The 26,236-nt window shown below is 60.6% G+C and carries 26 protein-coding genes; 15 read left to right on the plus strand and 11 right to left on the minus strand.

Annotated elements, in window-relative coordinates; genetic code table 11:
• On the minus strand, positions 1–271 hold a 271-nt coding region (locus tag CA236_RS16635), incomplete at its 3' end, for a MobA/MobL family protein (protein WP_164518970.1).
• Between the two features lie 173 nt (positions 272–444).
• Here CA236_RS16635 and CA236_RS16640 point away from each other — a divergent pair.
• From CA236_RS16640 to CA236_RS16685, 9 genes are all read left to right on the plus strand, one after another.
• Positions 445–702 (plus strand): DUF5808 domain-containing protein, encoded by a 258-nt coding sequence (locus CA236_RS16640; protein WP_125946456.1) that lies wholly within the window; start codon positions 445–447, stop codon positions 700–702.
• Complete coding sequence (locus CA236_RS16645; protein WP_125946457.1) at positions 695–1,018, plus strand: conjugal transfer protein TraD; 324 nt, start codon at positions 695–697, stop codon at positions 1,016–1,018. Before CA236_RS16640 ends, CA236_RS16645 begins: the two co-directional genes overlap by 8 nt.
• 19 nt (positions 1,019–1,037) lie before the next feature.
• Complete coding sequence (locus CA236_RS16650; RefSeq protein WP_125946458.1) at positions 1,038–1,280, plus strand: conjugal transfer protein TraD; 243 nt, start codon at positions 1,038–1,040, stop codon at positions 1,278–1,280.
• Positions 1,261–1,545 carry a hypothetical protein gene (locus tag CA236_RS16655; RefSeq protein WP_125946459.1) on the plus strand — a complete coding sequence of 95 codons (285 nt, stop codon included), beginning with the start codon at positions 1,261–1,263 and terminating at the stop codon, positions 1,543–1,545. The genes CA236_RS16650 and CA236_RS16655 overlap by 20 nt, the downstream gene beginning before the upstream one ends.
• A gap of 539 nt (positions 1,546–2,084) precedes the next feature.
• Positions 2,085–3,455, plus strand: a complete 1,371-nt coding sequence (locus tag CA236_RS16665; RefSeq protein ID WP_125946460.1) for an O-antigen ligase family protein — start codon at positions 2,085–2,087, stop codon at positions 3,453–3,455.
• 55 nt (positions 3,456–3,510) lie between these two features.
• Positions 3,511–4,221, plus strand: coding sequence for a polysaccharide biosynthesis/export family protein (locus CA236_RS16670; protein WP_125946461.1), 711 nt, complete (start codon positions 3,511–3,513; stop codon positions 4,219–4,221).
• A gap of 106 nt (positions 4,222–4,327) precedes the next feature.
• Positions 4,328–6,451, plus strand: coding sequence for a polysaccharide biosynthesis tyrosine autokinase (locus CA236_RS16675; RefSeq protein WP_241212725.1), 2,124 nt, complete (start codon positions 4,328–4,330; stop codon positions 6,449–6,451).
• Positions 6,451–7,710, plus strand: coding sequence for a hypothetical protein (locus tag CA236_RS16680; RefSeq protein WP_125946463.1), 1,260 nt, complete (start codon positions 6,451–6,453; stop codon positions 7,708–7,710). Before CA236_RS16675 ends, CA236_RS16680 begins: the two co-directional genes overlap by 1 nt.
• Positions 7,707–8,075 carry a hypothetical protein gene (locus CA236_RS16685; protein WP_125946464.1) on the plus strand — a complete coding sequence of 123 codons (369 nt, stop codon included), beginning with the start codon at positions 7,707–7,709 and terminating at the stop codon, positions 8,073–8,075. Before CA236_RS16680 ends, CA236_RS16685 begins: the two co-directional genes overlap by 4 nt.
• 41 nt (positions 8,076–8,116) lie before the next feature.
• Here the strand turns inward: CA236_RS16685 and CA236_RS16690 are convergent, their stop codons facing one another.
• From CA236_RS16690 to CA236_RS16720, 7 genes are read right to left on the minus strand one after another with little or no spacing between them, the layout of a single operon-like run.
• A complete protein-coding gene (locus CA236_RS16690; protein ID WP_125946465.1) occupies positions 8,117–9,208 on the minus strand; it encodes a DUF1972 domain-containing protein in 1,092 nt (363 codons plus the stop codon).
• Positions 9,205–10,251, minus strand: a complete 1,047-nt coding sequence (locus CA236_RS16695; RefSeq protein WP_125946466.1) for a glycosyltransferase family 4 protein — start codon at positions 10,249–10,251, stop codon at positions 9,205–9,207. Before CA236_RS16695 ends, CA236_RS16690 begins: the two co-directional genes overlap by 4 nt.
• Positions 10,248–11,756, minus strand: coding sequence for a lipid II flippase MurJ (locus tag CA236_RS16700; protein ID WP_164518971.1), 1,509 nt, complete (start codon positions 11,754–11,756; stop codon positions 10,248–10,250). The genes CA236_RS16695 and CA236_RS16700 overlap by 4 nt, the downstream gene beginning before the upstream one ends.
• Positions 11,753–13,039, minus strand: coding sequence for a glycosyltransferase family 4 protein (locus tag CA236_RS16705; protein ID WP_125946468.1), 1,287 nt, complete (start codon positions 13,037–13,039; stop codon positions 11,753–11,755). The genes CA236_RS16700 and CA236_RS16705 overlap by 4 nt, the downstream gene beginning before the upstream one ends.
• A gap of 7 nt (positions 13,040–13,046) precedes the next feature.
• Positions 13,047–14,171, minus strand: a complete 1,125-nt coding sequence (locus tag CA236_RS16710) for an EpsG family protein (protein WP_164518972.1) — start codon at positions 14,169–14,171, stop codon at positions 13,047–13,049.
• Positions 14,168–15,145, minus strand: coding sequence for a glycosyltransferase (locus CA236_RS16715; RefSeq protein WP_125946470.1), 978 nt, complete (start codon positions 15,143–15,145; stop codon positions 14,168–14,170). Before CA236_RS16715 ends, CA236_RS16710 begins: the two co-directional genes overlap by 4 nt.
• Positions 15,138–16,265 (minus strand): glycosyltransferase family 10, encoded by a 1,128-nt coding sequence (locus CA236_RS16720; RefSeq protein ID WP_125946471.1) that lies wholly within the window; start codon positions 16,263–16,265, stop codon positions 15,138–15,140. Before CA236_RS16720 ends, CA236_RS16715 begins: the two co-directional genes overlap by 8 nt.
• A gap of 282 nt (positions 16,266–16,547) precedes the next feature.
• On the opposite strand from CA236_RS16720, the gene CA236_RS16725 reads away from it, so the two are divergent.
• On the plus strand, positions 16,548–17,927 hold the full coding sequence (locus tag CA236_RS16725) for a glycosyl hydrolase family 28-related protein (protein ID WP_125946472.1): 1,380 nt from the start codon (positions 16,548–16,550) through the stop codon (positions 17,925–17,927).
• A gap of 175 nt (positions 17,928–18,102) precedes the next feature.
• Positions 18,103–18,876, plus strand: coding sequence for an FkbM family methyltransferase (locus CA236_RS16730; protein WP_125946473.1), 774 nt, complete (start codon positions 18,103–18,105; stop codon positions 18,874–18,876).
• 54 nt (positions 18,877–18,930) lie between these two features.
• Here the strand turns inward: CA236_RS16730 and CA236_RS16735 are convergent, their stop codons facing one another.
• From CA236_RS16735 to CA236_RS16745, 3 genes are all read right to left on the minus strand, one after another.
• Positions 18,931–19,890, minus strand: a complete 960-nt coding sequence (locus CA236_RS16735) for a GDP-L-fucose synthase (RefSeq protein WP_125946474.1) — start codon at positions 19,888–19,890, stop codon at positions 18,931–18,933.
• Between the two features lies 1 nt (position 19,891).
• Positions 19,892–20,959, minus strand: a complete 1,068-nt coding sequence (gene gmd, locus CA236_RS16740; RefSeq protein ID WP_125946475.1) for a GDP-mannose 4,6-dehydratase — start codon at positions 20,957–20,959, stop codon at positions 19,892–19,894.
• Between the two features lie 147 nt (positions 20,960–21,106).
• Positions 21,107–22,183 carry an exopolysaccharide biosynthesis polyprenyl glycosylphosphotransferase gene (locus tag CA236_RS16745; RefSeq protein WP_164518973.1) on the minus strand — a complete coding sequence of 359 codons (1,077 nt, stop codon included), beginning with the start codon at positions 22,181–22,183 and terminating at the stop codon, positions 21,107–21,109.
• A 439-nt stretch (positions 22,184–22,622) separates the two neighbouring features.
• Here CA236_RS16745 and rfbC point away from each other — a divergent pair, with 439 nt between their 5' ends.
• The 4 genes from rfbC to rfbA are packed head-to-tail and all read left to right on the plus strand — an operon-like array spanning position 22,623 to position 26,003.
• Positions 22,623–23,183 carry a dTDP-4-dehydrorhamnose 3,5-epimerase gene (gene rfbC, locus CA236_RS16750; RefSeq protein ID WP_125946477.1) on the plus strand — a complete coding sequence of 187 codons (561 nt, stop codon included), beginning with the start codon at positions 22,623–22,625 and terminating at the stop codon, positions 23,181–23,183.
• Positions 23,184–23,197: 14 nt separating this feature from the next.
• Positions 23,198–24,250 (plus strand): dTDP-glucose 4,6-dehydratase, encoded by a 1,053-nt coding sequence (gene rfbB, locus CA236_RS16755; protein WP_125946478.1) that lies wholly within the window; start codon positions 23,198–23,200, stop codon positions 24,248–24,250.
• Positions 24,247–25,137: a dTDP-4-dehydrorhamnose reductase gene (gene rfbD, locus CA236_RS16760; RefSeq protein ID WP_241212726.1), complete on the plus strand. Its 891-nt coding sequence runs from the start codon at positions 24,247–24,249 to the stop codon at positions 25,135–25,137. The genes rfbB and rfbD overlap by 4 nt, the downstream gene beginning before the upstream one ends.
• The gene (rfbA, locus tag CA236_RS16765) at positions 25,134–26,003 is read left to right on the plus strand and encodes a glucose-1-phosphate thymidylyltransferase RfbA (protein WP_125946480.1); all 870 of its coding nucleotides are present in this window, start codon (positions 25,134–25,136) and stop codon (positions 26,001–26,003) included. The genes rfbD and rfbA overlap by 4 nt, the downstream gene beginning before the upstream one ends.
• Positions 26,004–26,236: the final 233 nt, after the last annotated feature.

The following is a 26,236-nucleotide window of genomic DNA, read 5'->3' on the forward strand; positions in this document are numbered from 1 at the left end:
AGAACTCCACCTCGCGGGCAAGCTGCGCGTCCTTGCGCTTCTCGCCTGCCTCCACCTCGTTCCAGAGCGCGGTGCGGTCGTTTAAACGCTCTGGCGCGCCGTCCGGTAACATCACCTCGGAGTGGATCACGCCCGCCTTATTGCTGAAATCGTGGTTACGCCCAAGCCGGTCATCGTGCAGCTCGGACGCGGAACGATAGGCGGCGCTCGCAACCGCGCTCGATCCGTTCGCACGGCTCACAACCTTGGCGGAGAAATGGTAGATCGCCATGACGCTCCGCACACTGCCCTACTTTGCGCACGTCGGCAACGACGTATAAGCGCGCACTCACACTCTCTGCCGTTCGCGTGATTGACTCCGTCGCAATCTACCAAGACCTACTGTTGCATTGGGCATACTCGCGTTACGCTGCGCCTTCTGTTGACGATGACGGGGAGACGATGATGCCTGAACCCGGCAAACAGGATGTGGCCTTGGAGGCGATCTGGTCGAACCTCGCGCACTGGGCTGAAGGAACGTTCGGCTGCTACTTCGCCAAAGAGGATCCGCGTCTGTGGGTGCCCCGGCGCAAGCCCGGCAGAGGACGGACGCTCAACATGGCGCATCCGCAAGCGGGAAAGCAGATATTGGGCAGCATGCTGTTCTGTGCTTTCTTCCCTGTCGCAGTGTTGGTGTTCACGAGGATATTGGGCAATGCGTAAGGTTCGCGATTATGACGCGGAGTTGAAGGCGCTGGAGGACAAGGCGCGGGCGCTGAAGGCGCGCCGTGTCGAACAACTTGGCCAGCTCGTCACCGCCACGGGAGCCGATGCGCTCGATATGGAAACGCTCGCCGGCGCACTGCTCGATGCCGTCGCCTCGAAAGACGCGGAAGCGAAGGAGGCGTGGCGCGCGAAGGGCTCCGCTTTCTTTCAACGGCGCGGACGCAAGGGTAGCCGGACTGCTGGCGGCAACAGCGACGGCGGAAACGCGCAACCGGGCGCTGATCCAGCGTCTGGAAGCGGCGCAGCGTCGTAGCGATACGCGAGGCTGGGTCGTGCAACGTCGCGAACGCACCCGCCACCTGATCGAGCTGGGCGGCCTCGTCCAGAAAGCCGGCTTGGTCGAACTCGCCGACGACGATCGCGCGACGATCTACGGCGCGCTGCTGGAGCTGGTCGGCCGCGCTCGCGGCGACGATGCCGGCGACACGCTCGCGCTCTGGAGGCGGCGCGGTAAACGTGCGTTCGACGCGGAAAGCGAAGCGATGGAGAAAGGCGATGGCGGCCCTGGATATTGAGGCGATCCGCGGGCAAATCCGGGCCCTGAATTTCGTGCGCGGCACCCCGGCCGAAGTCGCCATGTGGCGCGACGACGATGCGGACTCGCGCGCCAACCTCGCGATCGAAGGTATGGCGCTGAGCGCGCATGAGGAGGCGCTGTTCGATATGCTGCGCGACGAGGCAGTACCGCCAACCCTCGCTACACAAATCATCCTCAAGCTGCTCGGGCATCCCGATGCCGATCTGGCGCTCGCGATCACGCCGCTGGAACAGGCCTGCTGATCGCTGGTCCGTTCATCGACGGCCATCGGCCGATTAGTTGGCGGCTCGCGATCGTCGTCACGGCCTATGCGACGGGGCGATCGGGGACATGAAGCTGGAATACGATACCGTCAGCACGTCTCGTGGCACTGGTTGAGGCGGTAATCGCACCGGCCCCTCGGAAAGCGTCAGCGCGCATGTCGCGCTACGGCGACTCGCCACGCCCGACGAAATCATGCGCATGCCGCCCGACACGCTCTCAGTTCCGAATTCGATCGAGGGCGGCCCTATAGCTGTAGGAAGGCCAGTACTGCTCGCGGACAGCCGACAGACCCATGAACGTTTTATTTGATAAAGGACATTATCATATATCGGGCGCGTGCTCGTAACATCTCGTCTAACATGGTGGCCCAAAGCGGTTTGCTCCCGTTCCATCAGCGGGCGCCACGTTCCGTGTGGCTCTCAGATCGAGGCCAAGCGGCGCAAGACGAGATTGCCGTTCGATCGGCCCGCACCACCATGTGTTTTGAAAATTGCCGCGATCGAATAACAGGGCGCTGATGGTTCATGCGCACTCGTCCCAACGGTCATCTTTTCGGCCCGACCTTCCCCTCGTGCTCATCATTGCAATGGTTGCATTGCTGTGGATCGCAGGTGGCGCATCACGTGCGGATGCCATGGGGCAAGTCATCGTTCGGGCTGGCTGTTGGGCTATCCTGATCGCCGCCATCCTCGGCGGCTCCCTGCCCGCACTGGCGCGAGGGCGACCAGTGGCCATCCTGCTGGCTGCCACCATGGCACTTCCCCTTATCCAGCTAATCCCGCTGCCGCCCGCCTGGTGGCAGGCGCTTCCTGGCAGGGATATTCTGCTGATTCCAGGAGAGACGCCACCCTGGCGCCCGTGGACGATGACCCCCGGAGCGACGCATAATGCACTCGCATCGTTAATCGTCCCGGTTACGATGTTCCTCCTGCTCACCCAGGCAAATGACCGTATCGATCGGTGGATGCCGACTATCCTGCTCGGCATGATTGCTGCGGCCATGATGCTTGGCTTGCTGCAGTTTTCAGGCGCCGGTTTCAACAGCCCGCTTCTCAACGACACCCCCGGCGTCGTCAGCAGCATCTTCGCCAATCGCAATCATTTCGCACTGCTGCTTGCGATAGGTTGCGTGATCGCGCCGGTATGGGCGTTCATGGACCGGGAGGCATTGCGCTGGCGCGGGCCATTGGCGGGCGGGCTTGTATTGTTATTCGTCCTGACCATCCTGGCGACGGGATCGCGCGCTGGCGCCCTGCTGGGTGTATTGGCTCTGGCGCTGGCGCTCCTGCTGGTTGGCCGACGCCTTCGGCGTCGCCTGAAAAATGCGCCTCGCTGGGTGTTTCCGGCACTGGTCCTTGCTGCCATCATAGTGGTCGCCGGGTTCATCGCGCTCAGCTTTCTGGCCGACCGCGCCCAGTCGATCGACCGGCTGATCGCGGCGGAAAGCGGCGGCGAGGATATGCGATCGCGCGCGCTGCCGACCGTTTTGTCGATGATCGCGGCCTATATGCCATTCGGGTCGGGTTTTGGCGGCTTTGACCCGGTTTTCCGGATCCATGAACCGTTTGATCTCCTTAAGCTCACCTACTTTAACCAGGCCCACAATGACTATCTGGGGATCGCGCTTGATGGCGGGCTTGCTGGCGTTGCGGTGCTCGCGGCCGGTATCCTGTGGTGGCTGGTCGCCACGATCCGCATATGGCGAGCGCAGGAGAGCGACAACATCGTGCTCGCACGGCTCGGCTCCGCGATGATCTTTCTTGTTCTTGTCGCGAGCATCACTGACTATCCGGCCCGCACTCCAACGATCATGGCGTTCCTGGTGGTGGCCGGCGTCTGGCTGGCGCAGGTCAATATCGCCAAATCGCAGGCTGCTTTACCGGATTGACCGACAAACCTATAGAGCAGCCACATTTCACGCTATCTGCGGAACATTCACGCGCATGCGCTTCCCGATCCCTGTTTTGTGTCTTGCGCTTCTTGGAACCGGCTGTGCCAAGCATGAGCCGATCCGCTCCAGCGGGAGCCTTACCGTTGTTCCCGACAGTGCCGAGCTACCGCCGCCAGATCGCAGCGATCTGACGGCGGCTGATCGGCCCGCGCTGATCGGCCCGCTTGATACAATCGAGGTAAGCGTGTTCGGCATCCCCGACCTTGATCGCGAGATGCAGGTGGACGCCAGCGGCCGGATTGCCATGCCGCTTGCCGGCACCGTGGATGCGCGTGGCAAAACCGCCGCGGAACTGGCCAGCGCGATCGAAACCGCACTCAAGGCTCGCTACGTCCGCGATCCGCAGGTGACGGTGAACATTAAGAGCTCGGTCAGTCAGGTTGTGACGATCGATGGTTCAGTGGTCGAACCTGGCCTTTATCCGGTCACCAATCAGATGACCCTGATGCGCGTTGTCGCGTCGGCAAAGGGCCTGACAGAATTCGCCCGCCAGGAAGATGTCGTCATTCTGCGCACCGTCGACAATCGACGCATGGCCGGGCTTTACAACATCGCCGCAATCCGGCGCGGTGCTTATGATGATCCGGCCGTCTACGCCAATGACGTCATCATCGTGGGTGATTCACCGCAACGCCGCCTGTTCCGTGACTTGGTCGCGCTGTCGCCGGTTCTTGCGGCGCCGTTGATCGCCGTGCTCCAATAAGGCGCCTTTGATGCATCTCGTCAGTACCGCACATCCTTCCGGCGCCTTGCCGACTCTCCCAGGCCCCATGGTGCCTGGGACCAGCGGCGCTTCAGGCGGCGAAAGGATGCCGATCATCCGGCAATATCTGCGTATCGCCCTTCGCCGGCGCTATGTCATTCTTGGCGCCGTGGCGGCCTGTTTTATTCTTGGGCTGATCATCACGCTGCTGATGACCCCGAAATATACCGCCACCTCGACAATCGAGATTTCGCGCGAATCCAGCCAGGTCACCAATTTCCAGGGTGTGGAGCGCGAAACCAGCGTCGCCGATCAGGAATTTTACCAAACGCAATATGGCCTGCTTCGCTCGCGCGTGCTGGCCGAACGCGTTGCCACCCAACTCCGCCTGATCGACGACAAGTCGTTTTTCGAGCGTTTCGGCGTCAACCAGGACGATCTTGCCTTTCAGGAAGTCAACGGTCGTTACGCGCCCAGTGGCCGCAGCGAGCGCCAGCGTATCGCCGGTGAAATCCTGCTCAGGAATGTCGGCGTCGATCCGACCCGAATGTCGCGACTGGTGGAGATCCACTTCACCAGCCCCGATGCCGGCTTTTCGCAGAAGGTTGCCAACGCCTGGGCCGAAAACTTCATCCAGACCAACCTGGAGCGCAAGGTTCAGGCCACTTCCTATGGCCGCAATCTGCTTCAACGCGAGCTAGGCCAGGTCAAGGATCGGCTCGATGAGTCCCAGCGCCAGCTCGTCAATTATGCGGAGCAGCAGCGCATCATCAACCTGCCGAGCCAGGGCAACGGCGAGAATTCAACTGCCGAGCGTTCGATCGTCGCCGATGAGCTCGCGTCGCTGAACAGCGCATTGTCGCAGGCAACCGCTGATCGCATCGAAGCCGAGGCTCGCTTCCGCGAAGCCGGCCGTAGCGGTCAGTCGAGTGAAGCGCTGCGCAACCAGGCAATCAATTCGCTGCGCCAGCGTCGCGCCGAGCTTGCGGCGGATTATCAACGGCTGATGGTCCAGTTCGAGCCTGATTATCCCCCTGCACGAGCAGTCCAGTCCCAGATCAATCAGCTCGATCGTTCGATCACGCGCGAGGAAAATCGGGTATCTGGCTCGGTAGAGGCTGATTACCGCCAGGCGGCCGAGCGTGAAAACGCCCTGCGCCGGCAGGTCGAACGGCTGAAGTCGAACTATCTCGACCTGCGACGCCGCAGCATCCAGTACAATATCTACCAGCAAGAGGTGGATACGAACCGCGCGCTCTATGACGGACTGCTCCAGCGGTTCAAGGAAATCGGCGTGGCTGGCGGTGTTGGCGTCAACAACATTGCGATTGTTGACCCTGCGGACGTGCCCAAGGCACCCTCGAGCCCCAAGCTCCTGATCAACCTTTTCGTCTCGCTTGTAGCTGGCCTGGTTATCGGTGCAGCCCTGGCCTTCGCGCTTGAGCAGATGGACGAGGCGATCGCTGACCCGGGCGAGGTCGAACGGCGACTGGGGCTGCCGCTGCTTGGCTCGGTGCCCAAGGTGGAAGGTGTTGAGCCGCGCGAAGCATTGCTTGACCGCAAATCCGAGCTGGTCGACGCTTATCTGGCGATCCAGACCAGTCTCGGCTTCACCACCCAGCATGGCGTCCCCCGCTCACTTGCCGTTACCTCGACCCGGCCGGCAGAAGGCAAATCAACCACGGCTCTGGCCGTGGCGACAATGCTGGCCCGCTCGGGCAAGCGGGCGATCCTGGTGGATGGGGACATGCGCTCACCCTCGGTCCACCACCTCGGCGGGGTGGATCACGATCGTGGCCTGAGCAACTTCCTGGCCGGGAACGATGACATCAGCCAGCTGACGTTCGAGATGCGCGACCTGGGCTTTACCGCCATGTCCGCCGGTCCGATCCCGCCCAACGCTGCCGAACTGCTGACCGGCCCTCGCCTTCAGCTGCTGCTGACGCGATTGCTTGAAACCTACGACCATGTCGTGATCGACAGTCCGCCAGTGATGGGTCTCGCCGATGCCCCGCTGATCGCCAGCCAGGTCGAAGGCGTGGTCTATGCCGTTGAATCGCACGGCATTCGTTCAAGCCTGGTCAAGACGGCGCTGCAGCGCCTACTGGGAGCCAATGCGCACATCCTTGGCGGGGTGCTGACCAAGTTCGAAGCGCGCAAGGCGCATTTCGGCTATGACTATGACTATGGCTATGGCTATGGGCGCGAAAAGGCTGGCACGAGCCGCTGATGGCCAACGCGCGTCCAGTTCGCCGCAGGCAGCGTTCGGGGCGTGAATGGGCGCTGCGCTGCGTTCTTGCGGCTGCTGCCTTGTTGCTCTGCTATCTTTCGATGACACGGACGGCCGCTTTTGTGCTGCAAAAGTCCAATGCGGAGCAGGCTTACGCCCTGGCACCGCATGACGGCCGCATCGCCGCACGGCTGGCAGCGCGACTGACGACACAAAATGCCGATGCCCGGCAGCGGGCGCGGTCTGATCGGATCGCGCGCCAGGCGCTGGTCGACGAACCGCTTGCCGTGCAGGCCCTTACCACATTGGGTCTGAACACACTGTCGCGCGGTGACACCAACCGCGCCCGCCAGTTCTTCACCCATTCGGATGCGCTGTCGCGACGCGAACTGGGCACGCGGCTGTGGCTGATCGACGATGCCGTGGCCCGCGGGGATGTTCCAGGCGCGCTTCGTCATTACGACATCGCCTTGCGGACAGCGCGCGCAGCGTCCGACCTCCTGTTTCCGATCCTAACCGCTGCGGTTTCCCATCCGGCGGTTATTGAACCATTGGCTGACACGCTTGCCGCACGGCCGCCCTGGAGCCTGGGCTTTGTCAGCCATCTCGCCCATTCCAGCGTGACGCCAAAGGCCAGCGCAGACTTGTTCCGCCGCCTGTCCCAGCGCGGGATTTCCCTTCCTCCCGAACCGCAGGCAGTGGTCGTCAATGCGCTGGTGGACAGCGGCGCAGTCAACGAGGCGTGGGCCTATTACCAATCCTTCCGCCCCGGAGGTGATCGCCGTCGATCGCGCGATCCGCGCTTCACGGCCGATCTAGAAGCGCCCTCGGTATTCGACTGGAGGCCTGTGATGAACGACGCCGGCGTCACGGCATCGATCCAGTCCAATCGCGCAGGCGGCCTGTTTGATTTCGCCGCGCCCTCCACAGTTGGCGGTATCGTGCTTCAGCAATTCCAGTTGCTGCCGCCCGGGCGATATCGTCTCCAGGGTACAAGCGCCGGGATCGAACAAACGTCGCGCGCCCTGCCTTATTGGCAGCTGGTCTGTCGGGATGGGCGGGAATTGGGGCGGGTCGACCTTCCTGCGTCGACCGAAAACAACGGGCGTTTCGCCGGTGACATCACCGTCAATGGCGTTTGCCCGGTTCAGGTACTTCGCCTAGTCGCCCGGCCATCGTCCGAAATCGGCGGCGTAACGGGCCAGATCAAAAGCGTGGCGCTTGTTCCGGCCGCAGGTTCCACAGCAGGCAGACGATGATCATGCGCGTTCCGCCAATTATTCTTCTGGCTGCCGTGATGCTAGCAGCGCCACCTGTCCTGGCCCAGGTGCGTGATCCTGAAACGGCAGAGGTCGAGCGCCCCGCTCCCCCTCCCGTTGATGACACATGGGTCCGTGCGCCCCAGGCGAATACCGGTCGGATCGGTCAGCGCCAGACGCGCGAAGACGCGGCACGTGCAACCGGCATCAAGCCGATGGCCCGCATCAGCACCCGAATCAACAATCGCGTTCAGGCCCGGCTGCGCAATCGGATCGACCGGTATTACGACTCCACGGGCGATGCCCGTTCGGCATTCGCCACGGCCGAGGATCAGGTCAGCGTCAGCACTCGACCGAAGCGCTGATCATGCCGGTCACGCTGCCGGTCCCCGTCATGCCCCGCAGGTCAGCGTTGCAGCAGGCCCAGATAACGCGCGGCGATCGCATCCCAGCGATAGGTGGCCCGCAATTGCGCCAGTTCTTCATCCTCGATCGGCGTCAGCCCGTCGCGTAGCAGCACAGCGAGACTGTCGGCGTCAGTGAAATAGCTGCCGGCACCCGACAGCGTCGCCCGGTTGAACGCGCAATCGAAGCTCGCCATCCGGCTAGTATGGAACAGCGCCTCCACCAGTGAGGGATTGGTCCCGCCCACGCTGTGCCCGTGGATATAGCCGATCGCGCCTGCCCGCCACGGCTCTAGCCCGGCCTGGTCATAGATGGGATCGAGAAGCGTGATGCCAGTGGCATCGCCATAAAGTTCTCGCAACGCCAGGCCGTAAGCATTGGCTCGCCAATTGCCGATGAACACCAACGGCACCCCCGCCGCGATGCACCCCTGAATAATCGTCTCGGTATTGTTCTCCGGCTCGATGCGGGCGATCGCCAGATAATGGCCGCGCGGCGCGGCTTCAAAAACGGCCACATCGGCCGGTGATGTGGCAGGCAACACGGTGTGGTCGCCGCCATAAGCGATCACCACCGGCTCGTTGCGATACCGCTCACGGAAGAGATCGGCGAGGGCGTCATTGTCGGCAATGACGACCGATGCCGTGCGCGCCGCGCACCATTCCAATGCCTTCAGCAGCAGCCGTGCCGGGGTGGAGAATTTATCGCGGCGCCACTCCATGCCATCGACGTTGACGATGTATCGCACCCGCGGTCTGACCATCTTCAACACAGGCAGGATCCAGGCGCCCGAATAGCCGAAGATGAAGACCTGATCGGCGTTGCGCCGGAACACCGCATCAATCAACGCCAGCGCATCGTGGAACATGCTGGCCACGCCATTGGCGCGCAGCGGCAGGAAGATGCGCCGGTGACCGGCAAAATCGGCGCCGCGCTCATCCTGGCCATAAGCGCTGCGCTCGCAATAGACGATGAACGGCACGTCACGGGCGCAGACGTGGCGGCACAACTGCTCGGCCAGTGTCTCGAACCCGCCATAACGGGCAGGAACGCCCACCGTGCCGACAAGGGGAATGGCCTTTGCCGATGTCATGATGGGCGTCCGTTCATGGTGCGAAGTATATCCTCGAGCCGTTCCAGAAAGGCGCCTTCCGAAAAGGTCATGCGGCGGGATGAACAGGCAACGCGAAGCGCCGCATACCGGGCAGGATCGGCATGAAGTGAGCGGATGGCGCCTGCAATCTCCCCCGGATCGCGTGACGGCGTATCAAAGGCCAGCGCATTGCCCAGAACTTCGGGCAGCACCGTGGTGCCGGCGCCCGCAACGGGCACCAGCCGTGCCATTGCTTCAGCGGCGACCAGCGAAAACGTTTCACTACAAAGCTCCGGATCGGATGCCTGAAGAAGCAGAAAGCCGTCGCGGTACAGCACCTGCGGGTTCGCTTCGCCAAAGACGATCTCGATTCCGGCTTGGCGCGCTCTCGCGACCAGCGCCTGATCGTGCCGCGCCTCGTCCGACAGATACGCCGTCTTGCGCAGCGGCAGGTCGTCCAGCTTTTCCCCGACCGCCACGAACAGGGCAAAGCCCTTGATCGGCTGGGTCGTGCCCACGAACAGTAGGCGATCGCCTCTCGATGGCGTATCGCAATCGGGCAGCGACACCGGATTGTACAAAACCTTCGCCGGCAGGCCGATGCGGGCAGCGTGATCCGCAGAGACGCAGACGATCGGCACGCCCCGCCGGGCGATCAGCCGCAGGATAATCGCGAACGGCCGCGCAAACGTCGCCTCGTGCAGATGCACGGCCACCCGCTGCGGACAAAGCAACACTGCGAGCAGCGCCGGCAGCGCGGCATAGACCGTGTTGGCCCAGATCATCCGCCCGCGCAGCGCGGCGATCGCAACCGGCAAGCTGACCAGCAAGGCCCATAACGGATAAAGCAATTTGCGGATCGGCACGTTGCTGATCCCCAGGTCGGTCCTTGTTTCCGGCAGATCGCTGAGGAACCCGCCACCACCAAAGCCCAGCCTGACCTGAACGTCATGGCCAGCCGCAGCAAGCAGCCGAGCCATGTCGCGGCCGATACGCTGTGATCCGGCATAAGCGTCAAAGGGATTGAGCAGCAGCAATTTCATCGTAAAGCCTGACTGGTCGGCGTGGAGCGCATGGTGTCGCGGCCCAGCCAATGCTCGGCCAGCCACCATAATCCAGCCAGGAGGATTGCCAGCGCGCCCCCGGCAACCAGACGTCCCGGAAGCCCGAATTCGGCAGCAAGCAACGTGTCGGCACCGCGGAGCATGGATCCTGCCACCACGACGACCAGGATACGCAAAGCGGCATCACGCAGGACCTGCCAGCCATCGGCCGGGTCGATCGCGCGAAACATCAGTCCCGCCGCCAGGGCGTGGCTGATCGTCAGGCCGACCGGAATGGCGATAATGCCGATCAATGGAAACAATGCCAGCAGCAGCGCCAAGGCAACAAGGCTGGCCAGCGCGCCCAACGCCGCATAGGTCTTGCCCCGCCGTGCCGCCAGCAGCGCCGATCCCCCCATCAGGTACAGGACAACGGTGACAATCGCGACGGCATAGAAGCGCAGCAATTCGCTAAGCAGCGATTGCTGCGCGCCCGTGATGTTATCGCCGAACAGCAGCGGCGGTATGGTGTCCGACAGGCCGAACAGCGCGACCATGCCAATCGTGACCAGCATCAGGCACTGGCGTACCCAATGGGTCAGCGTCGCACGAAACGGAGCAATATCCTCGGCATTCCAGGTCCGGGCCAGCGCGGGCACCGCCAGTGCCGAAAGCGCGGCCGTGAAGACGGCCTGCACCGTGTTGCGCGCGAAAAAGGCATAGCTCAGGATCGACAGGGCGCCGGTTCCTGCGAGCAGCGCATATTGCCGCTCAACCACGCCGCCCACCTGGCCGAGCGCATAGGGCAGCAGGAGCGGCATGGAAAAACCCAATGCCTCGCGAGCATGGCGGCGGAATGCCGGGCCTTTCAGATGCAGCAGCGCACGCACGAGCTGGGGCCAGAACGATGCCCCCACCAGCAGCGGCATGACCAGCGCGACGTAATAGCTTCCGAGCAACAGCCAGGTGGCGGGAAGCTGCGGAAAGGTGACAATAAGGGCAAGGCCGACGCAGCCGCCAACCGTCCCCGCGATCTCCGGCGCATAAACCCGGCCATGGCAATTGAGGTGCGCGGTCAGAACAGCCACCACCTGCGACAGGGCAAGGGATGGGGCAAGCGCATACAGGAAGAAGGTGGCCGCTGGCGCCTGGCCCGATTGCTGCGGCACCAAGGCCGTTGCCAGCGTTGGCAGAGCCAGCGCCGCTGCCCCGGCAACCAGGATCGCCCCGCCGATCATGATCACGGCAATGGTGGCTATATACTGCTCGGCCGCCTCCTCGCCCTCGCGGTTGTCGATGCTGGCATAGCTGGCGCGGATCGTCTCGGTAATCGGCCCGAACAGCAGCATTCCCGCCGCATTGACGATGCCCAACGCCCAGATCCAGGCGTCATAGGTCGCGCTGGCACCAAAGACCCGGGCATAGACGAACATCATCGCCAGCCCTAGCGTCAGCTTGGCGCCGCGCGCGCCCAACAGGCCGACGAAATCCCACTGCAGCTTCAACCGGTAATCCTTGCACGATGCCGCGATTGTGCCGTTTTGTAGGCATCGAGGAATGTTCCTGGCCGATGAACGATGCGAAAGCGATCGCATTCGGTCGCGCACGCACGCGCCATTGTTTCGAGCCGCTCCGGGGCCACGATCAATTCCTCAAGCGCAGCGGCAATATCTCGACTGCATCCTTGCATGTCCGTCACGGGAATGCGGATGCCGTAGCTGGGCTCAACCACGTCGCGCATACCGCAATGATCCAGTGTCATCACTGGTACGCTGTGGCCCAGCGCTTCCCAGATCGAGGTTGTATTTGCCTCATTGAGGCCGGTGATGACGTGCAGGTGGCTGCGATCGAGCAGATCCAGCACCTCGCTACGCGCAACATGGCCATGCCAATGGAATTGGTCACTCACCCCCAGTTCCGCGGCGCGGGCGATCAGGCTCTCGCGAAGCGGCCCGTTACCCAGCACATCGACGCGGATCTGCTGCGGATCGCGCAGCATCCCGATCGCCTCGATCAGCAGGATCAGCCCCTTGCGCGCTTCCAGTGAGCCGATCCATAGGATCCGAATCGGCCGGGCAGGAAACTTGCTCTCGTCGAGGGTGATCGTCCCTTCGATCCCGTTCTCCGGTAGATAGCGCGATCGTACGCCCTTCAGGCGCTCGAAGATCGCCTGGTTTTCCGTGGTGGCGGTGAACAGAACGTCGGCGCGGCGCAGTGCCCTGGTCACCCGGCCGCTGAAACGAAGCTGCACCGCATTGCCCAGCGTGCGGGCAATCAGCCGCAGCTGCCCCCTGCCCGGCAGGGCGCTGCGCAGCCGCCAGGGGAAACTCGTCGCCCCCCCGATAGGGCCCCACACATAGGGCAGCGGCAGTTTCCACAGATAGCCCGGTTCACGATAACCGATCGGGCCGACGTAATGGATCACGTCATAATCGCCCCGCGCGAGGAGGCGCTTCGCCTCGGCCAGCGCCGCCCGGTGCCAGATGCGATAGGCCAGATAGAAGCTGTACGTCAGGATGCCGCGTCGGTTGAGCGCATTCAGGCGCCGCGCCAGGGGCGGCTCGGGTACGAAACGAAACGTGACGTCCCCTGGCGCGCGTCGATCCACAAAGCTGGGGCTCGGGAAATCGGTAACGTCGCCCATATGCGGTCCGGCTGCGCCGTACAGGACCGTCAGGTCACAATGCGCCCGCATGGTTTCGACATAATTCCACGCCACGGCATATTCCGAGCCGCGGACGGGCGAAATCATATAGGCCAGTACCAGGACACGCAGGCGTTCCGACATGATGCGCTCAGGAAAACTGATAGGGAGCGCTCCACGCCGCTCCACGCGAAACGGCGACGATGAGCCAGAGCAGGAAAACCGCGCCGATACCTGACGCAATCACGATATCACGCGGCTTTCGCGACACCATCAGGCAGTAGTGCATAACAAACCCGATACATATGGAACGCATCGCCACGAAGTAGAACAGGCCGCGTGCAAAAGGAAGAAAGTCCCAGGCATTGGCCACAGGCTGCAGCAAGGCAGCAGCAATATAAAAGTTATGGTATATTTTATAATTCATAACCTCATAATGCTTAGCAAGCTTGGCCGAGTAGGATATTATTATCAAGTCGACTATCGGCCATAGATACACTCCCAGGTTAAGGGACGATTGTTCCTTAGTGAAGGAAAGGTCGGCACGCGTGACATCGGCATAGCCAGAATAACCAATAAGGGATGTCATCAATGTGAACAGGCTTACGATCTGGTCGAAGAACAGCCCGACGAAAGCGTACGAAAAGACAAGCGCCGCTGCTTGAAACTGAACTTTCGGGAGCGGCACCCAACGCAGGGCAATGCCGATCGGGAAGATGATCAACGCACTGCGATGGAACAGATAAGCAAATAGTCCCCAAGCAAAAAACGCTACCCAGCGGCGCTCCGCAACGGCGGAAATGGCCAGCAGAACGGCAAAAAAGGCAATGCCCTGCCTGACGATGTTGTTCACATCGAGCAGGACCAGCGTCATGAAGGCGAAAACCGCAAAAGGCGCGATTTGCGGATGTTTGCGCAGCCAGAGCGAGAATAGCCCGATCTGTATGAAGCTGCTTACCACGATGATCGAGCGTTCAGGCATGCTGAACAGCTTCAGAAACTGAATCAGCAGCAGGAAGCCCGGCTCGAATACGACATCGTTGATGCTGTCGCCAAGCGACGTCCATCGATAATAATCGATATAGCCGAAATAATCCCCGCCAACATTATAGCGGCCACCAATCACCACCGTGAACAAGGCGATCGATATCACCGCTGCCTGCGTGGCGGCATGGGCGGTTTCTTCGACGCCGACCGCCAGCTTGCGCGTCGGAGCGGCCCAGATCGCCATCAAGGCGAGCGTCAGCCCAAGATAGACGACGAATGCCAGCGTCATTTCGGGCCTCTCGTCAGGGGCATCTGGAATGCCGCCAGTCCGAGAAGACGCGCATAGTTGATCAGCACGCGGCGCGGGAAATGCCGCCACCATCGCGCGCCAGCGGATAACGTGCGCGACAAAGACGCCGTTCGTTGCCGGCTCCGGCGATCGCTTCGAGCGGCATAATAACGTGCGGCGGCCAAGGCGAATCCGACTTCCCGGGCGAGTGCCTGTTGCTTCGCGCTGCCGGCCGGCGCTTGGTCAGCGCGCATACCGAGCGCCTCCGCAATAAATAGCATGTCTGCCATATGCTTTTCCGGCTTGCTGATGGCCATTATCGATCCAGAACGCAAACGGTACTCATAAAGAGTTTCCGGCATTCTCAGGATAGATTTTGCTTCAGTTAAAGCAGTAGTCACAAACAGGGCGTCTTCGTGAAAGATTCCCGGCTGAAACTTAATATCTGACCCCTCGAGGAGCGCACGAGAAAAAACGTATGGCCAAGCCGCACTAGGGGGGCGGCCAGAAATAATAAAGCGTATTGGATCTACAACTTTGTTGTAGACCGGCAAGTATCTATATTTTTTCATTGTTCCGCCAATTGTGGCGAACTCAAATGCCAGCACTTCCGGAGAAAATAGCTTTATACGCTCCACAAGATTTTCTATTGCAGTAGAGCATATCTTGTCGTCTCCGTCTACGAACCAGATATACTTTCCTCTCGCTTCCAATAAGCCTTTATTCCTGGCAGCGCCATTGCCTGAGTTTTTTTGTTGGATTATAATGGCGTTTTTCTTGCTTCGACACATACGCTCTATGATGTCTACGCTTCCATCTTCCGATCCATCGTCTACAATAATTACTTCGCAGTTTTCGTCAAATCCCGGAGAACTAAAAATGCTATTCAGGCATTCTCCGATATACTTTTCTATATTAAATACAGGTATAACTATAGATATGGCAGGAGATCTGTAGCACATGCTGTCAACCACGGTTTTTAACCTTTTGACGCCACATAATAGTATTTATCTTACGCTTTACACGTCCTGCCATGTTCCTTGTTCTATATAAGCCGAATTGCGCATCGGGCTTCACGATGACGCTTCGGGCGTCTTGCGCGCTTTCTTGACTCAACAACGTGCCGACCAGTGCCGAAATATCATATGTGTCCAAAAGGCTTTTCCGGGCCTTAGTCAGTGCGGGCAACATAGCTTGATAGATCGACTCCCCTTCGAATAATATGTTTTCGATTGTTCGGCAGGCTCTAGAGTAGTCGTCTAGATCTATCGCGATTGTTGAATTTGGAAAATAGTCATCTATGTTTTGGCAGCCCGCATATACTGGCACCGCATAACTCAATATTGAATCGGCAACCTTTTCCGTCCACAGATCGGGCACTGAGCAGTTTTCGACGCACAAGTGAAATCGATAAGGAAGAATAGCATCTTCCTTGTACTCCACATAACGATGGGGACGGCCAAATATGTCGATCCTGCCCGCATAATCGCGCGCCAGCCGATCCAGCAATGCGCGGCGCTTGATGTGCATTGGCAGGTAATTCAGATTCGACGTGACCGTCGAGAGCATCTGCGTCTTTTCCGGAGGCGGTAGATTGCGGATATAATCGTGCTCGTAGCGATAGCCGGTATCCCGGCTGTATCCGAAATGCCAATTGTTGAAATGTTGCTCACCCGACACCCGCGACCCCGAGCTGGCACCGGCGCAGAAAACCAAATCGAACTGACGCAAGAACGCCGTGGTGTAATTGCCAATTTCCGGGGGTTCGCCAGATATGAAAACTACGCGATTGCCGCGCACCCGCAGCGATTGGGGTGCGGTAATCGCTTCGAAAACAATGACCAGATCCCATATGCGTGGACTGTCATCGTTTTCGACCACATCGAACCCATTCCGAACCGGGTCAAAATGCTGCTTGAACAGCAGTTCATTATACTGATGCAGAATGTTCACTGCAGGGCGGACTTCAGGCGTAGGGAACATTTTCAGCCTTTTGAGGACATCAAGGAACCGCTGACGCAGCGCACGCGGTTTAATGTCTTTGTATCCGCGCAGCATCGCTGCCAGAGGGATGCCGCCTTGCCATCGCTGCATCGGAACGACGACAACCGCGTGCGCTGCCCTGCTCGTGTGAGAGCCTTGGGCAGACGCATGACGGGCACCGCTCGCTGGAACCGCGACGGGGCAGGCGCGCAAACCGTCTCAACGTTGCGAGCGCAGCCGTGCACGTAACGAAGATCGGGCATCTCATACAAAGATGCACCGATCCAATTGGCATGAAGGCGCATATAGAGAAATGTGAATATCTGATGTCTCAAGCCACCATGCGTGCGAACCACGATGTGATTCACAGCGTAATCTCCCGACAACCCAATATTGTCGTATCGACACACCGCGAACGCATGTCGGTTAGTCTCATGTGCATGTCCTGCGTTTGTCACCGATGGTGAAGGCCCAACGGATACATCGCAAGGCTGCAATGACCCTGCATCGCGTGCGCTGCTACCGCGCACGTCCATGGGCGTCAATTGCAAGCACCAGGCCGCACGACCGGTGTATCGTTTATGCCGCCTGGATCACAGGCAAGCGCCTGTGCGTCATAGGCGCTCGCGTACTCGTGGAGTGGAAGAACCCTTGTCGAACCAAACATCGCGGCGCAACGCCATCAAGATCCTGGCAACGGGCGTTGCCGCGCCTGGCGCGGCCCAGGCGCTGAACAGCCCTGCCGCAGCGTCGTCATCGGACCAAGGTGACATTCAGGTCACGCAGTTCGGGGCACGCGGCGACGGCACCGCGGATGATACCGCGGCCTTCGAGCGCGCGATCCGCGCCGCGTCCGAACAAGGCCGCAAACTGCGCATCCCGGCAGGTCGCTACCGGATCACCCGCACGCTCACGATCAATCGCGGTATCCGGATCGAAGGCGATGGCGTCGAGCACAGCATCATCCTGGCGGCATCGGGAAAAGGCCGGCCCGCCATCCATGTCGAGGCGAAGACGACGGATTCAATCATGGGCTTTGCGCTGTCCGGCATCCGGTTGCTCGGCGCGGTAGCGAACAATCCGTGCGACGGGATCCGCCTGTCGACGGCGGGCAATGGCGCCGCGATCCACCAGACGACCTTGCGCGACATTCATATCGTCAACACCGGCACGGGCATCGCGCTGGCGGGCGTCGTCTATCGCTCCTGTTTCGAAAACATCTCCGTCACCGGGCAAGTGACCCGTTACGGTTTCTATTGCGACGCGGGCTTCGAGGATGTCACGTACAACAGCTTCCGCGACCTCGAAGTCACCGATGTGCGGTCAGGTGCCTATGCCTATTGGATCCATTCCAGTTTCTCTAATTTCACCAACCTGACCGCGGACGGGTGCTGCTATTTTCAGTCGTTCGGCGGCTCGATCAGGAATCTCGCGATCGAAACGATCAGCGCGGAAAAGCCGCCGTCGAAAATCGCCATTCAGCTCAATCAGGTACAGATCGCAGATTGCCTTAACCTCATCGGCGTCGATCCGCGCAAATGCTCAACCGGCATCCACGTTTTGGGACAGGCCCTTTCGCTGCGCGCGCTCCGGTTCGTCGCGCCCCAGCCGAACCAGGCGATCATGTTCGACGCCGCATCCGAAGGCACCTTGTCGGGCGTGTACATGGATCGGGCGGTCTCCCGGATCGAAGACTATACGCCCGCCGAAACGCTGGAGCGCTGGAACATACAGGCGGCCCAAGCAGTCACGCGCCCGCGCCGGCCCCGATAGCACATGTCAGGCTGCATGAACGGGCAGTACCGTAATACAGTATAACGCCACTGTATCCGCATGGTAGTTTGACATCGGCGTCCCAGCCAATATCCTTGGCGCCATCAAAGAACCGTTTTTATATATTACAGGTAGAAACCAAAGCCCAGTTACATCATTCGCATAGGATACCCGGATGCTACGCAGTCGTGTCAAACACGCTCTTTTGCAGCTTGGCTTTTCGGCGTCTCCTATTGATCTTGCCAAAGCGTCATCATTGATTCGCGATTTGCGCCCTGTAAAGACAAAGATTCCTCTTGTTCGCATAGGAGGAAACAATGATGGCGCTTATCTTGTCCCTGATGACCTTGAAGGCGTCGCCGCGCTGTTTTCTCCCGGCGTTGCCGAAAGTGCAGCGTTTGAGGAATATTTCGCCGACCTCGGCATCCCTTGTTACCTAGCCGATGCGTCTGTCGAAAAAGCATCGGTCAACCATAACCTCTTTCACTTCGAGCCGCGCTATCTTGGGATTTTCAATCAGGATCCTTTCACCACGCTTGACGCCTGGATCAACAGACATGCCCCTGGAAACAGCGACCTGATCCTGCAAATGGATATCGAGAATGCAGAATGGGGTGTGCTCGCCAATGTGAGCGAGGAAAACTTACGCCGGTTTCGTATCATCGTGATCGAATTGCACGCCATGGACCGCATTCTGGATTCTGCGTTCCACCGCGATGTTATGCGCCGGTTGCTGCAAACGCATCATGTTGTTCATGCCCATCCGAACAATTCATCACCGATTATCACCGCGCGCGGCGTTAGCATCCCGCCGCTGATCGAGATGACGTTCCTTCGAAAGGACCGTGCGGAAGTGACCGGCCATGCCACGCACTTTCCGCACGACCTTGATATCGTGAACGTGCCCGGTCAGCCCGAAATGCATTTGCCCCGCAACTGGTACGCCTAAATAATCCGTAAGATGGTATGTGCGGCGCGGCGCGGCATACCATCTGCCCCTCGCCTACAAGCCGCGCTTGGTAACCGACTGGTCGAGAAAATCGCGATAGGCGCCGGCAATGCCTTCCCGAAGGCCGATGCGCGGCTGCCATCCCATGCCTGCCAGCTTGTCACCGGACATCAGCTTGCGCGGCGTTCCGTCGGGCTTGCTGGTGTCGCGCTGGATTGCCCCTTCGAAACCGACGACATCGCATACCAGCTGCGCCAGATCGGCGATCGCGATGTCCTCGCCCGATCCAGCATTGACGTGGCTCTCCCCCGAATAACGGCGCATCAGGAACACGCAGGCGTCGGCCAGATCGTCGACGTGGAGGAACTCGCGCCGCGGCGTACCGGTGCCCCAGATCTCGATAGCGGCCGCGCCCGCCAGCTTTGCCTCATGCGCCTTGCGGATCAGCGCCGGCAGAACATGGCCGCCGGCTAGATCATAATTGTCCCCGGGGCCGTAGAGATTGGTCGGCATGGCGGAGATGAAGTCGCGGCCATGCTGACGGCGATACGCCTGCGCCAGCTTGATCCCTGCGATCTTGGCGATCGCATACCATTCGTTGGTCGGCTCCAGCGGGCCGGTGAGCAGCGCATCCTCGGTGATCGGCTGGGGTGCAAATTTGGGGTAAATGCACGACGAGCCGAGGAACAGCAGCTTCTCCACGTCCTGCACGTGCGCCGCCTCGATAATGTTCGCCTCGATAATGAGGTTGTCGTAGAGGAAATCAGCCGGAAAGCTGTCGTTCGCCAGGATCCCGCCAACCTTCGCCGCGGCCAGGAACACCGCATCGGGCCTGTTCGCCGCGAACCAGGCGCGCACCGCGGCCTGGTTCTTCAGGTCGAGCTCGGCGCGCGAGGCGGTGAGCACCTCGCACCCCTCCAACCCAACACGTCGCACGATCGCAGAACCGACCATGCCGCGGTGTCCGGCGACATATACCCGCTTACCGGCAAGGTCATAAGGCTGGCCGATCATCTCACGCTCCCTTGGCGATCGGCGCGGTCTTCATCACTTCAAGATCAGCGAGCACCATCTCGCGCGCCAGATCGCGTGGGGATGTCTCGTGCACCCAGCCAAGCTTTTCCCTGGCCTTGCTCGGGTCGCCGATCAGCAGGTCGACCTCGGTCGGGCGGAAGTAGCGCGGATCGATCTCGACCAGGCACTTGCCGCTTTGGGTGCAATAGCCCTTTTCGTCCACGCCCTCGCCTTCCCAGCGCAAGCTGATGCCGACATCGGCAAACGACCATTCGACAAACGTGCGCACCGGCGTCGTCTCGCCCGTTGCCAGCACATAATCGTCCGCCTCGTCCTGTTGCAGCATCAGCCACATGCCACGGACATATTCGCGCGCATGACCCCAGTCGCGCTTGGCGTCGAGGTTACCAAGAAAGAGCTTCTCCTGCCGGCCCAGCTTGATCGCGGCAGCGGCCCGCGTGATCTTGCGCGTGACGAACGTCTCGCCGCGCAGCGGGCTTTCGTGGTTGAACAGGATGCCGTTCGACGCGTGCATGCCATAGGCTTCGCGATAATTCACGACGATCCAGTAACCGTAGAGCTTGGCCACGGCATAAGGCGAGCGCGGGTAGAAGGGCGTTGTTTCCTTCTGCGGCACTTCCTGGACCAGGCCGTAAAGCTCGGACGTCGACGCCTGGTAGAAGCGCGTCTCCTTCTCCATGCCCAGAATGCGGATCGCCTCCAGAAGACGAAGCGTTCCGACCGCATCGGCATTGGCGGTGTATTCCGGCGTCTCGAAGCTCACCTGAACATGGCTCTGCGCGGCGAGATTGTAGATCTCGGTCGGCCGCGTCTGCTGCACCAGTCGGATGAGGTTGGTCGAATCCGTTAGGTCGCCATAATGGAGGTGAAAGCGCGGGTTCTCCTCGTGCGGGTCCTGGTAGATATGCTCGATCCGCCCGGTGTTGAACGACGACGAACGCCGCTTCACGCCGTGAACCTCATAGCCCTTGGCTAGTAGAAGTTCGGCGAGATAGGCACCGTCTTGCCCGGTAACACCCGTGATCAGTGCCGTCTTACGCGTCGTCATGCTTTCCTCTTTCGTCTTGCTGCCACATGCAACGCATGCGCTCCGCTCGAAGTATGGCCTGCGTATCGGAGACGATTTGCGCGGTCCAGCAGCGCCCATGCTTCCATCAGCGTCAGCTATTGCCTGCGCCAGAGCTTTCCATGCGACTTATCGCGCGCCCGTTCCGGTAAACACGATCGCAATCGTCCGAAGCGCAATAAGGATATCTAGCCAGATGGAATAGTTTTTCACGTAGTAGAAATCGAGATTAAGCTTTTCCCTGACATCATTTACGTCAGTAACATGTCCTTGGTTGACTTGCGCCCACCCCGTCAGTCCTGGCTTGATAATATGGCGATAATGGTAAAACGGAATTTGAGTTTCATACCATTCACTCAGCGCCACTGCTTCCGGCCTTGGGCCAATAAGGCTCATGTCACCTCTCAGGATGTTGAACAGCTGGGGAAGTTCATCCAACCGGGTTCGCCGCAAGATACGGCCAAACCTTGTGATCCTGGCATCCCCATCCTTGGTCATAGCACTTTGAAGCAACGCCTCGGCATCGCGTGTTTCGCCCGCAGCATACATGGTGCGAAACTTGTACACGGTGAATGGCTTTGCCCTGAACCCCATTCTCCTCTGCCTGAAAATTGCGGGACCGGGTGAGTCTAGCTTTATCAGCATCGCGATGACGATCATTATTGGCAACAGGAGCAATATCAGGAGAGCCGATATGAAGAAGTCCAATACGGATTTTGCTTTCAACAGCACGTTGTTTGGATTAAGAGAGCCAAGCGTATTCTCATAGAGGTGGTTTATTTCCACTCGTCCAGTAAGCTGCTCCTTGGCCAATCTCGCGTCATATAGTGGAATTCCTGCAAGAACCCATTTGGTGATGGCGCTCTCCCATCGCGGGTCATGATCGACATGCAGGTCGACCACGACGGCATCCTCCCCTTTCAGTTCCGTATCTGGCGTTTCTATGCGGTGCCAGCGCACATTGGGCACATGCGCGAGCTCTCCCGCCAAGCCGCCGGGAACGTAGGAAAAGAAGAACTCCCTCGATCTTTCGAACTTCAAATGAATGAAAAGTAGGGTCGCTACAGACAATATATAGGAGCTCGCCATCTGCAGCCGTGTGTAATCAAGGCGCAGGACAAACATTATCAGCACGAGCGCGAAAAATGTTATTGTAAGTGATGTTATCGCATAGCCTCCGGAAGATATTCCGGGAAACAGCAACATTCTGCGATATCCCAGATATCCCAATATGATGGCTATGACGCTACCGAAAATCGTCACCAAATGCGTCGTCACATAGAACGGCAGACTAAACATTAGCTGCCGTATCAAAACGGGAAGAACAACACCAACTAGCAATCCTAAGCTGATTTGGTATCGAATTCTCTTCAACATTTTACACTTTCAAATCTCGGTACGTTTTCAGGTAACGAATGACGCTTTACGTCAAATACTGTCAACCTGATCCGTAATGGACAAATCTACTCCGGCACATCACCAAAGCCAAGTCGCGGCTGTACGGCAGGGTCGTCCCGTGTGGGCGCTTTTGGGAACAGAAATCTGTGCAGCCCCTTCATTGCTGCCTCTTGCCCCGGCGATCCGGTAGCCGCGGTTCTTTGCGGTGCAATTGCAACGATCCCTTGCAAAAGATAGGCAAAAGGTGATGTCCTCCGTCCAGCTCATCCGTCCCAAGCGCCACGGCGATGCCCGTGGCTGGTTCACCGAGGTCTATTCTGAGCCCGCGTTCGCCGCGCTCGGCATCACGTGCCGGTTCGTGCAGGACAATCATTCGCTGTCCGTGCCCGCCTTTACCTTGCGGGGCCTGCATTTCCAGACGCCGCCTCGTGGACAGGACAAATTGGTGCGCTGCATCCGCGGGCGGATCTGGGACGTGGCGGTGGACGTGCGCCGCGGCTCACCCACCTACGGCCAGTGGGTCGGCGCGGAGCTTTCCGCCGAGAACGGCCACCAGCTGTTTATCCCGATCGGCTTTGCGCACGGCTTCGTGACGCTCGAGCCCGATTGTGAGGTGACCTACAAATGCTCGGATACCTACGCCCCGGATCACGACGGCGGGATCCGCTGGGACAGCGTCGGCATCGACTGGCCGATCCCCGCCGGCGCGGTGCCTGAGCTGTCCGCCAAGGACCAGGTTCAGCCGACGCTCGCCGACTTCGACAGCCCCTTCGCCTATGACGGCAACCCGCTGATCCCGCTCGCCTGAAGGACACTCACCCCATGCGTATCTTCGTCACCGGCGGGGCCGGTTTCATCGGCTCGGCCCTGGTGCGGCACCTCATCGAGAACACCGATTATGAGGTGCTCAACTTCGACAAGCTGACCTATGCCGGCACCTTGTCGACGGTCGAGCGCGTGGCGAACAGCAACCGCTACCGTTTCGTCCAGGGCGACATCTGTGACGCCGAGGCCGTCCGCGCCGCAATTGCCGAGTTCAAGCCCGACGTGATCACGCACCTCGCCGCGGAGAGCCATGTCGACCGCTCGATCGACGGGCCGGGCGCGTTCATCCAGACCAATGTCGTCGGGACCTATACGATGCTCGCCGAGGCACGCTCCTACTGGCAGGGCCTTGAGGGCGACGCGAAGGAGCGTTTCCGCTTCCACCATATCTCGACCGACGAAGTGTACGGCTCGCTCGGCGAGGAAGGCCTGTTCACCGAGGATACGCCTTATGACCCGCGCTCGCCCTATTCGGCGTCGAAGGCGGGCTCCGACCACCTCGTCAGCGCCTGGGGCCACACCTTTGGCCTGCCGGTGCTGATCACCAATTGCTCGAACAATTACGGCCCCTATCACTTCCCCGAGAAGCTGGTGCCGCTGATGATCGCCAAGGCATTGGATGGTGAGCCACTGCCGGTTTACGGCAAGGGCTATCAGGTGCGCGACTGGCTGTTCGTCGAAGATCACGTCCGCGCGCTGCAGGCGGTGTTCGAGCGTGGACAGCTTGGCCGAACCTACAATGTCGGCGGGTTCAACGAGAAGCAGAACATCGAGGTCGTCCACACGATCTGCGGCATCCTCGACCAGCTGCGCCCACGCGCCGATGGCAAGCCCTATGCGACACAGATCACCTCGGTCGCCGACCGTCCGGGGCACGACAAGCGCTACGCGATCGACGCGACGCGGATCGAGCAGGAACTCGGCTGGCGGCCGCAGGAGACGTTCGAGACCGGCATTGAGAAGACGGTGCGCTGGTATCTCGATAACGAGGCATGGTGGCGCCCGATCGTCGAGAAGGGCGCGGCGCAGCGCCGGGGTGTCGCAGCGTGAAGTCTATCCTCGTCACCGGCGGGAACGGCCAGCTCGGCACCGAGCTGCAGCGCTGCGCCTGGCCGGCGGGCTACGAGGTCGTCGCGATCGATGTCGCCGATCTCGACCTCACCGATACCGCTGCGATCGCCGCCAAAGTAGCAGAACGTGAGTGGGCCGCGGTGATCAACGGTGCGGCCTATACCGCGGTCGACAAGGCGGAGAGCGACGTCGTCACCGCCTGGGCGGTCAACGCCATGGCCCCGGCCGCGTTCGGCGAGGCCTGCGCCAAGGCAGGTATCCCGCTGGTGCAGGTGTCGACTGATTACGTCTTTGCCGGCGACAAACAGGGCGCGTGGGAGGTCGACGATCCCGTCGCGCCATTGGGTGTCTACGGCGCGTCGAAGCTGGGTGGCGAGTTGGCGGTGCGCACGAGCGGTGCGCGTCACGTCATCGTGCGCACGGCCTGGGTCGTCTCGGCGCATGGCAACAATTTCGTGAAGACGATGCTTCGCGTCGGCGCCGAGCGCGACACGCTGACGGTAGTCGAGGACCAGCATGGCACGCCGACCAGCGCGGCGGATCTGGCCAAGGCGCTGGCGACGATCACCGTCCGGCTGGTCGAAGACGACACCGCACCGACCGGGACGTTCCACTTCTCCAACGCCGGGCCGACCACCTGGGCGGGCTTCGCGCGCGAGATCTTCGCGCAGAGCGCGGCCCGCGGCGGGGCATCGGCCGCGGTGAAGGGCATCCCCACCAGCGATTATCCGACGCCGGCCAAGCGCCCGGCCAATTCGCTGCTCAGCTATGCCGCGATCGGCGCGGCTTACGGCATCGAGCCGCGTCCGTGGCAGGACGCATTGAGCGACATCCTCGACGAACTGATCGGAGCCACCAAGGCATGAAGGGCATCATTCTCGCGGGCGGTTCGGGCACGCGGCTCCACCCGGCGACGCTGGCGGTGAACAAGCAGCTGCTGCCGGTCTATGACAAGCCGATGATCTATTACCCGCTGTCGGTGCTGATGCTCGCCGGCATTCGCGACGTGCTGATCATCTCCAGCCCGGAATATCTCGACAATTACAAGCGCTTGTTCGCCGATGGCTCGGCATTCGGCCTGCAGATGTCCTATGCCGAGCAGCCCAGTCCTGACGGCCTGGCGCAGGCGTTCACGATCGGCGCGGACTTCATCGGTGATGACAATGTCGCGCTGGTACTGGGCGACAACATCTTCTTCGGCGCGCACCTCAGCGACCTGCTGGCGAGCGCAGTCAACCGCTCCCACGGCGCGACGGTGTTCAGCTACCGCGTCGAGGATCCGGAGCGCTATGGCGTGGTCGAGCTGGCCGAGGACGGCCGTGCGCTCAGCCTCGAGGAAAAGCCCGCGCAGCCGAAGTCGAACTGCGCGGTGACCGGCTTGTATTTCTACGACAATCGCGTCGTGGACTATGCCCGCAACCTGAAGCCCTCCGCGCGCGGCGAGCTGGAAATCACCGACCTCAACCGCCTCTACATGGAGGCGGGCGACCTCTACGTCGAACAGATGGGCCGCGGCTATGCCTGGCTCGATACCGGCACGCACGACAGCCTGCTCGAGGCGAGCGAGTTCGTCCGCACGCTCCAGCACCGCCAGGGCATCCAGATCGCGTGTCTGGAGGAAATCGCTTACCTCCAGGGCTGGATCAGCAAGGACGAAGCCCGCGCAGCCGGCGAGAAGTTCAAGAAGACCAATTACGGCCGCGCGATCCTGAATGCCGTCGAGGGCCACTGATCGCTGAAGCCGGCCTTATCAGCGACTTAGGGGACGAGGCCCCTGCCCTCGCGCCGTCTACTTCATGGATCGGCCGGCTCCAGGCATATGCAACTTCGCGCTTCCGCGGTCGTTGAATAGAGGAGTGGCCAGTAAGTCGACGACAAGCTTGCGGCGCTTGATGTTGGCGTGTTTTTTTCAGGATGGGAGACAGCGCCTGGGGGTCGACAGGAGACGACCCAATGTACGGCACT

It is taken from the genome of Sphingomonas sp. ABOLG (assembly GCF_003950435.1).
Lineage (GTDB): Bacteria > Pseudomonadota > Alphaproteobacteria > Sphingomonadales > Sphingomonadaceae > Sphingomonas > Sphingomonas panaciterrae.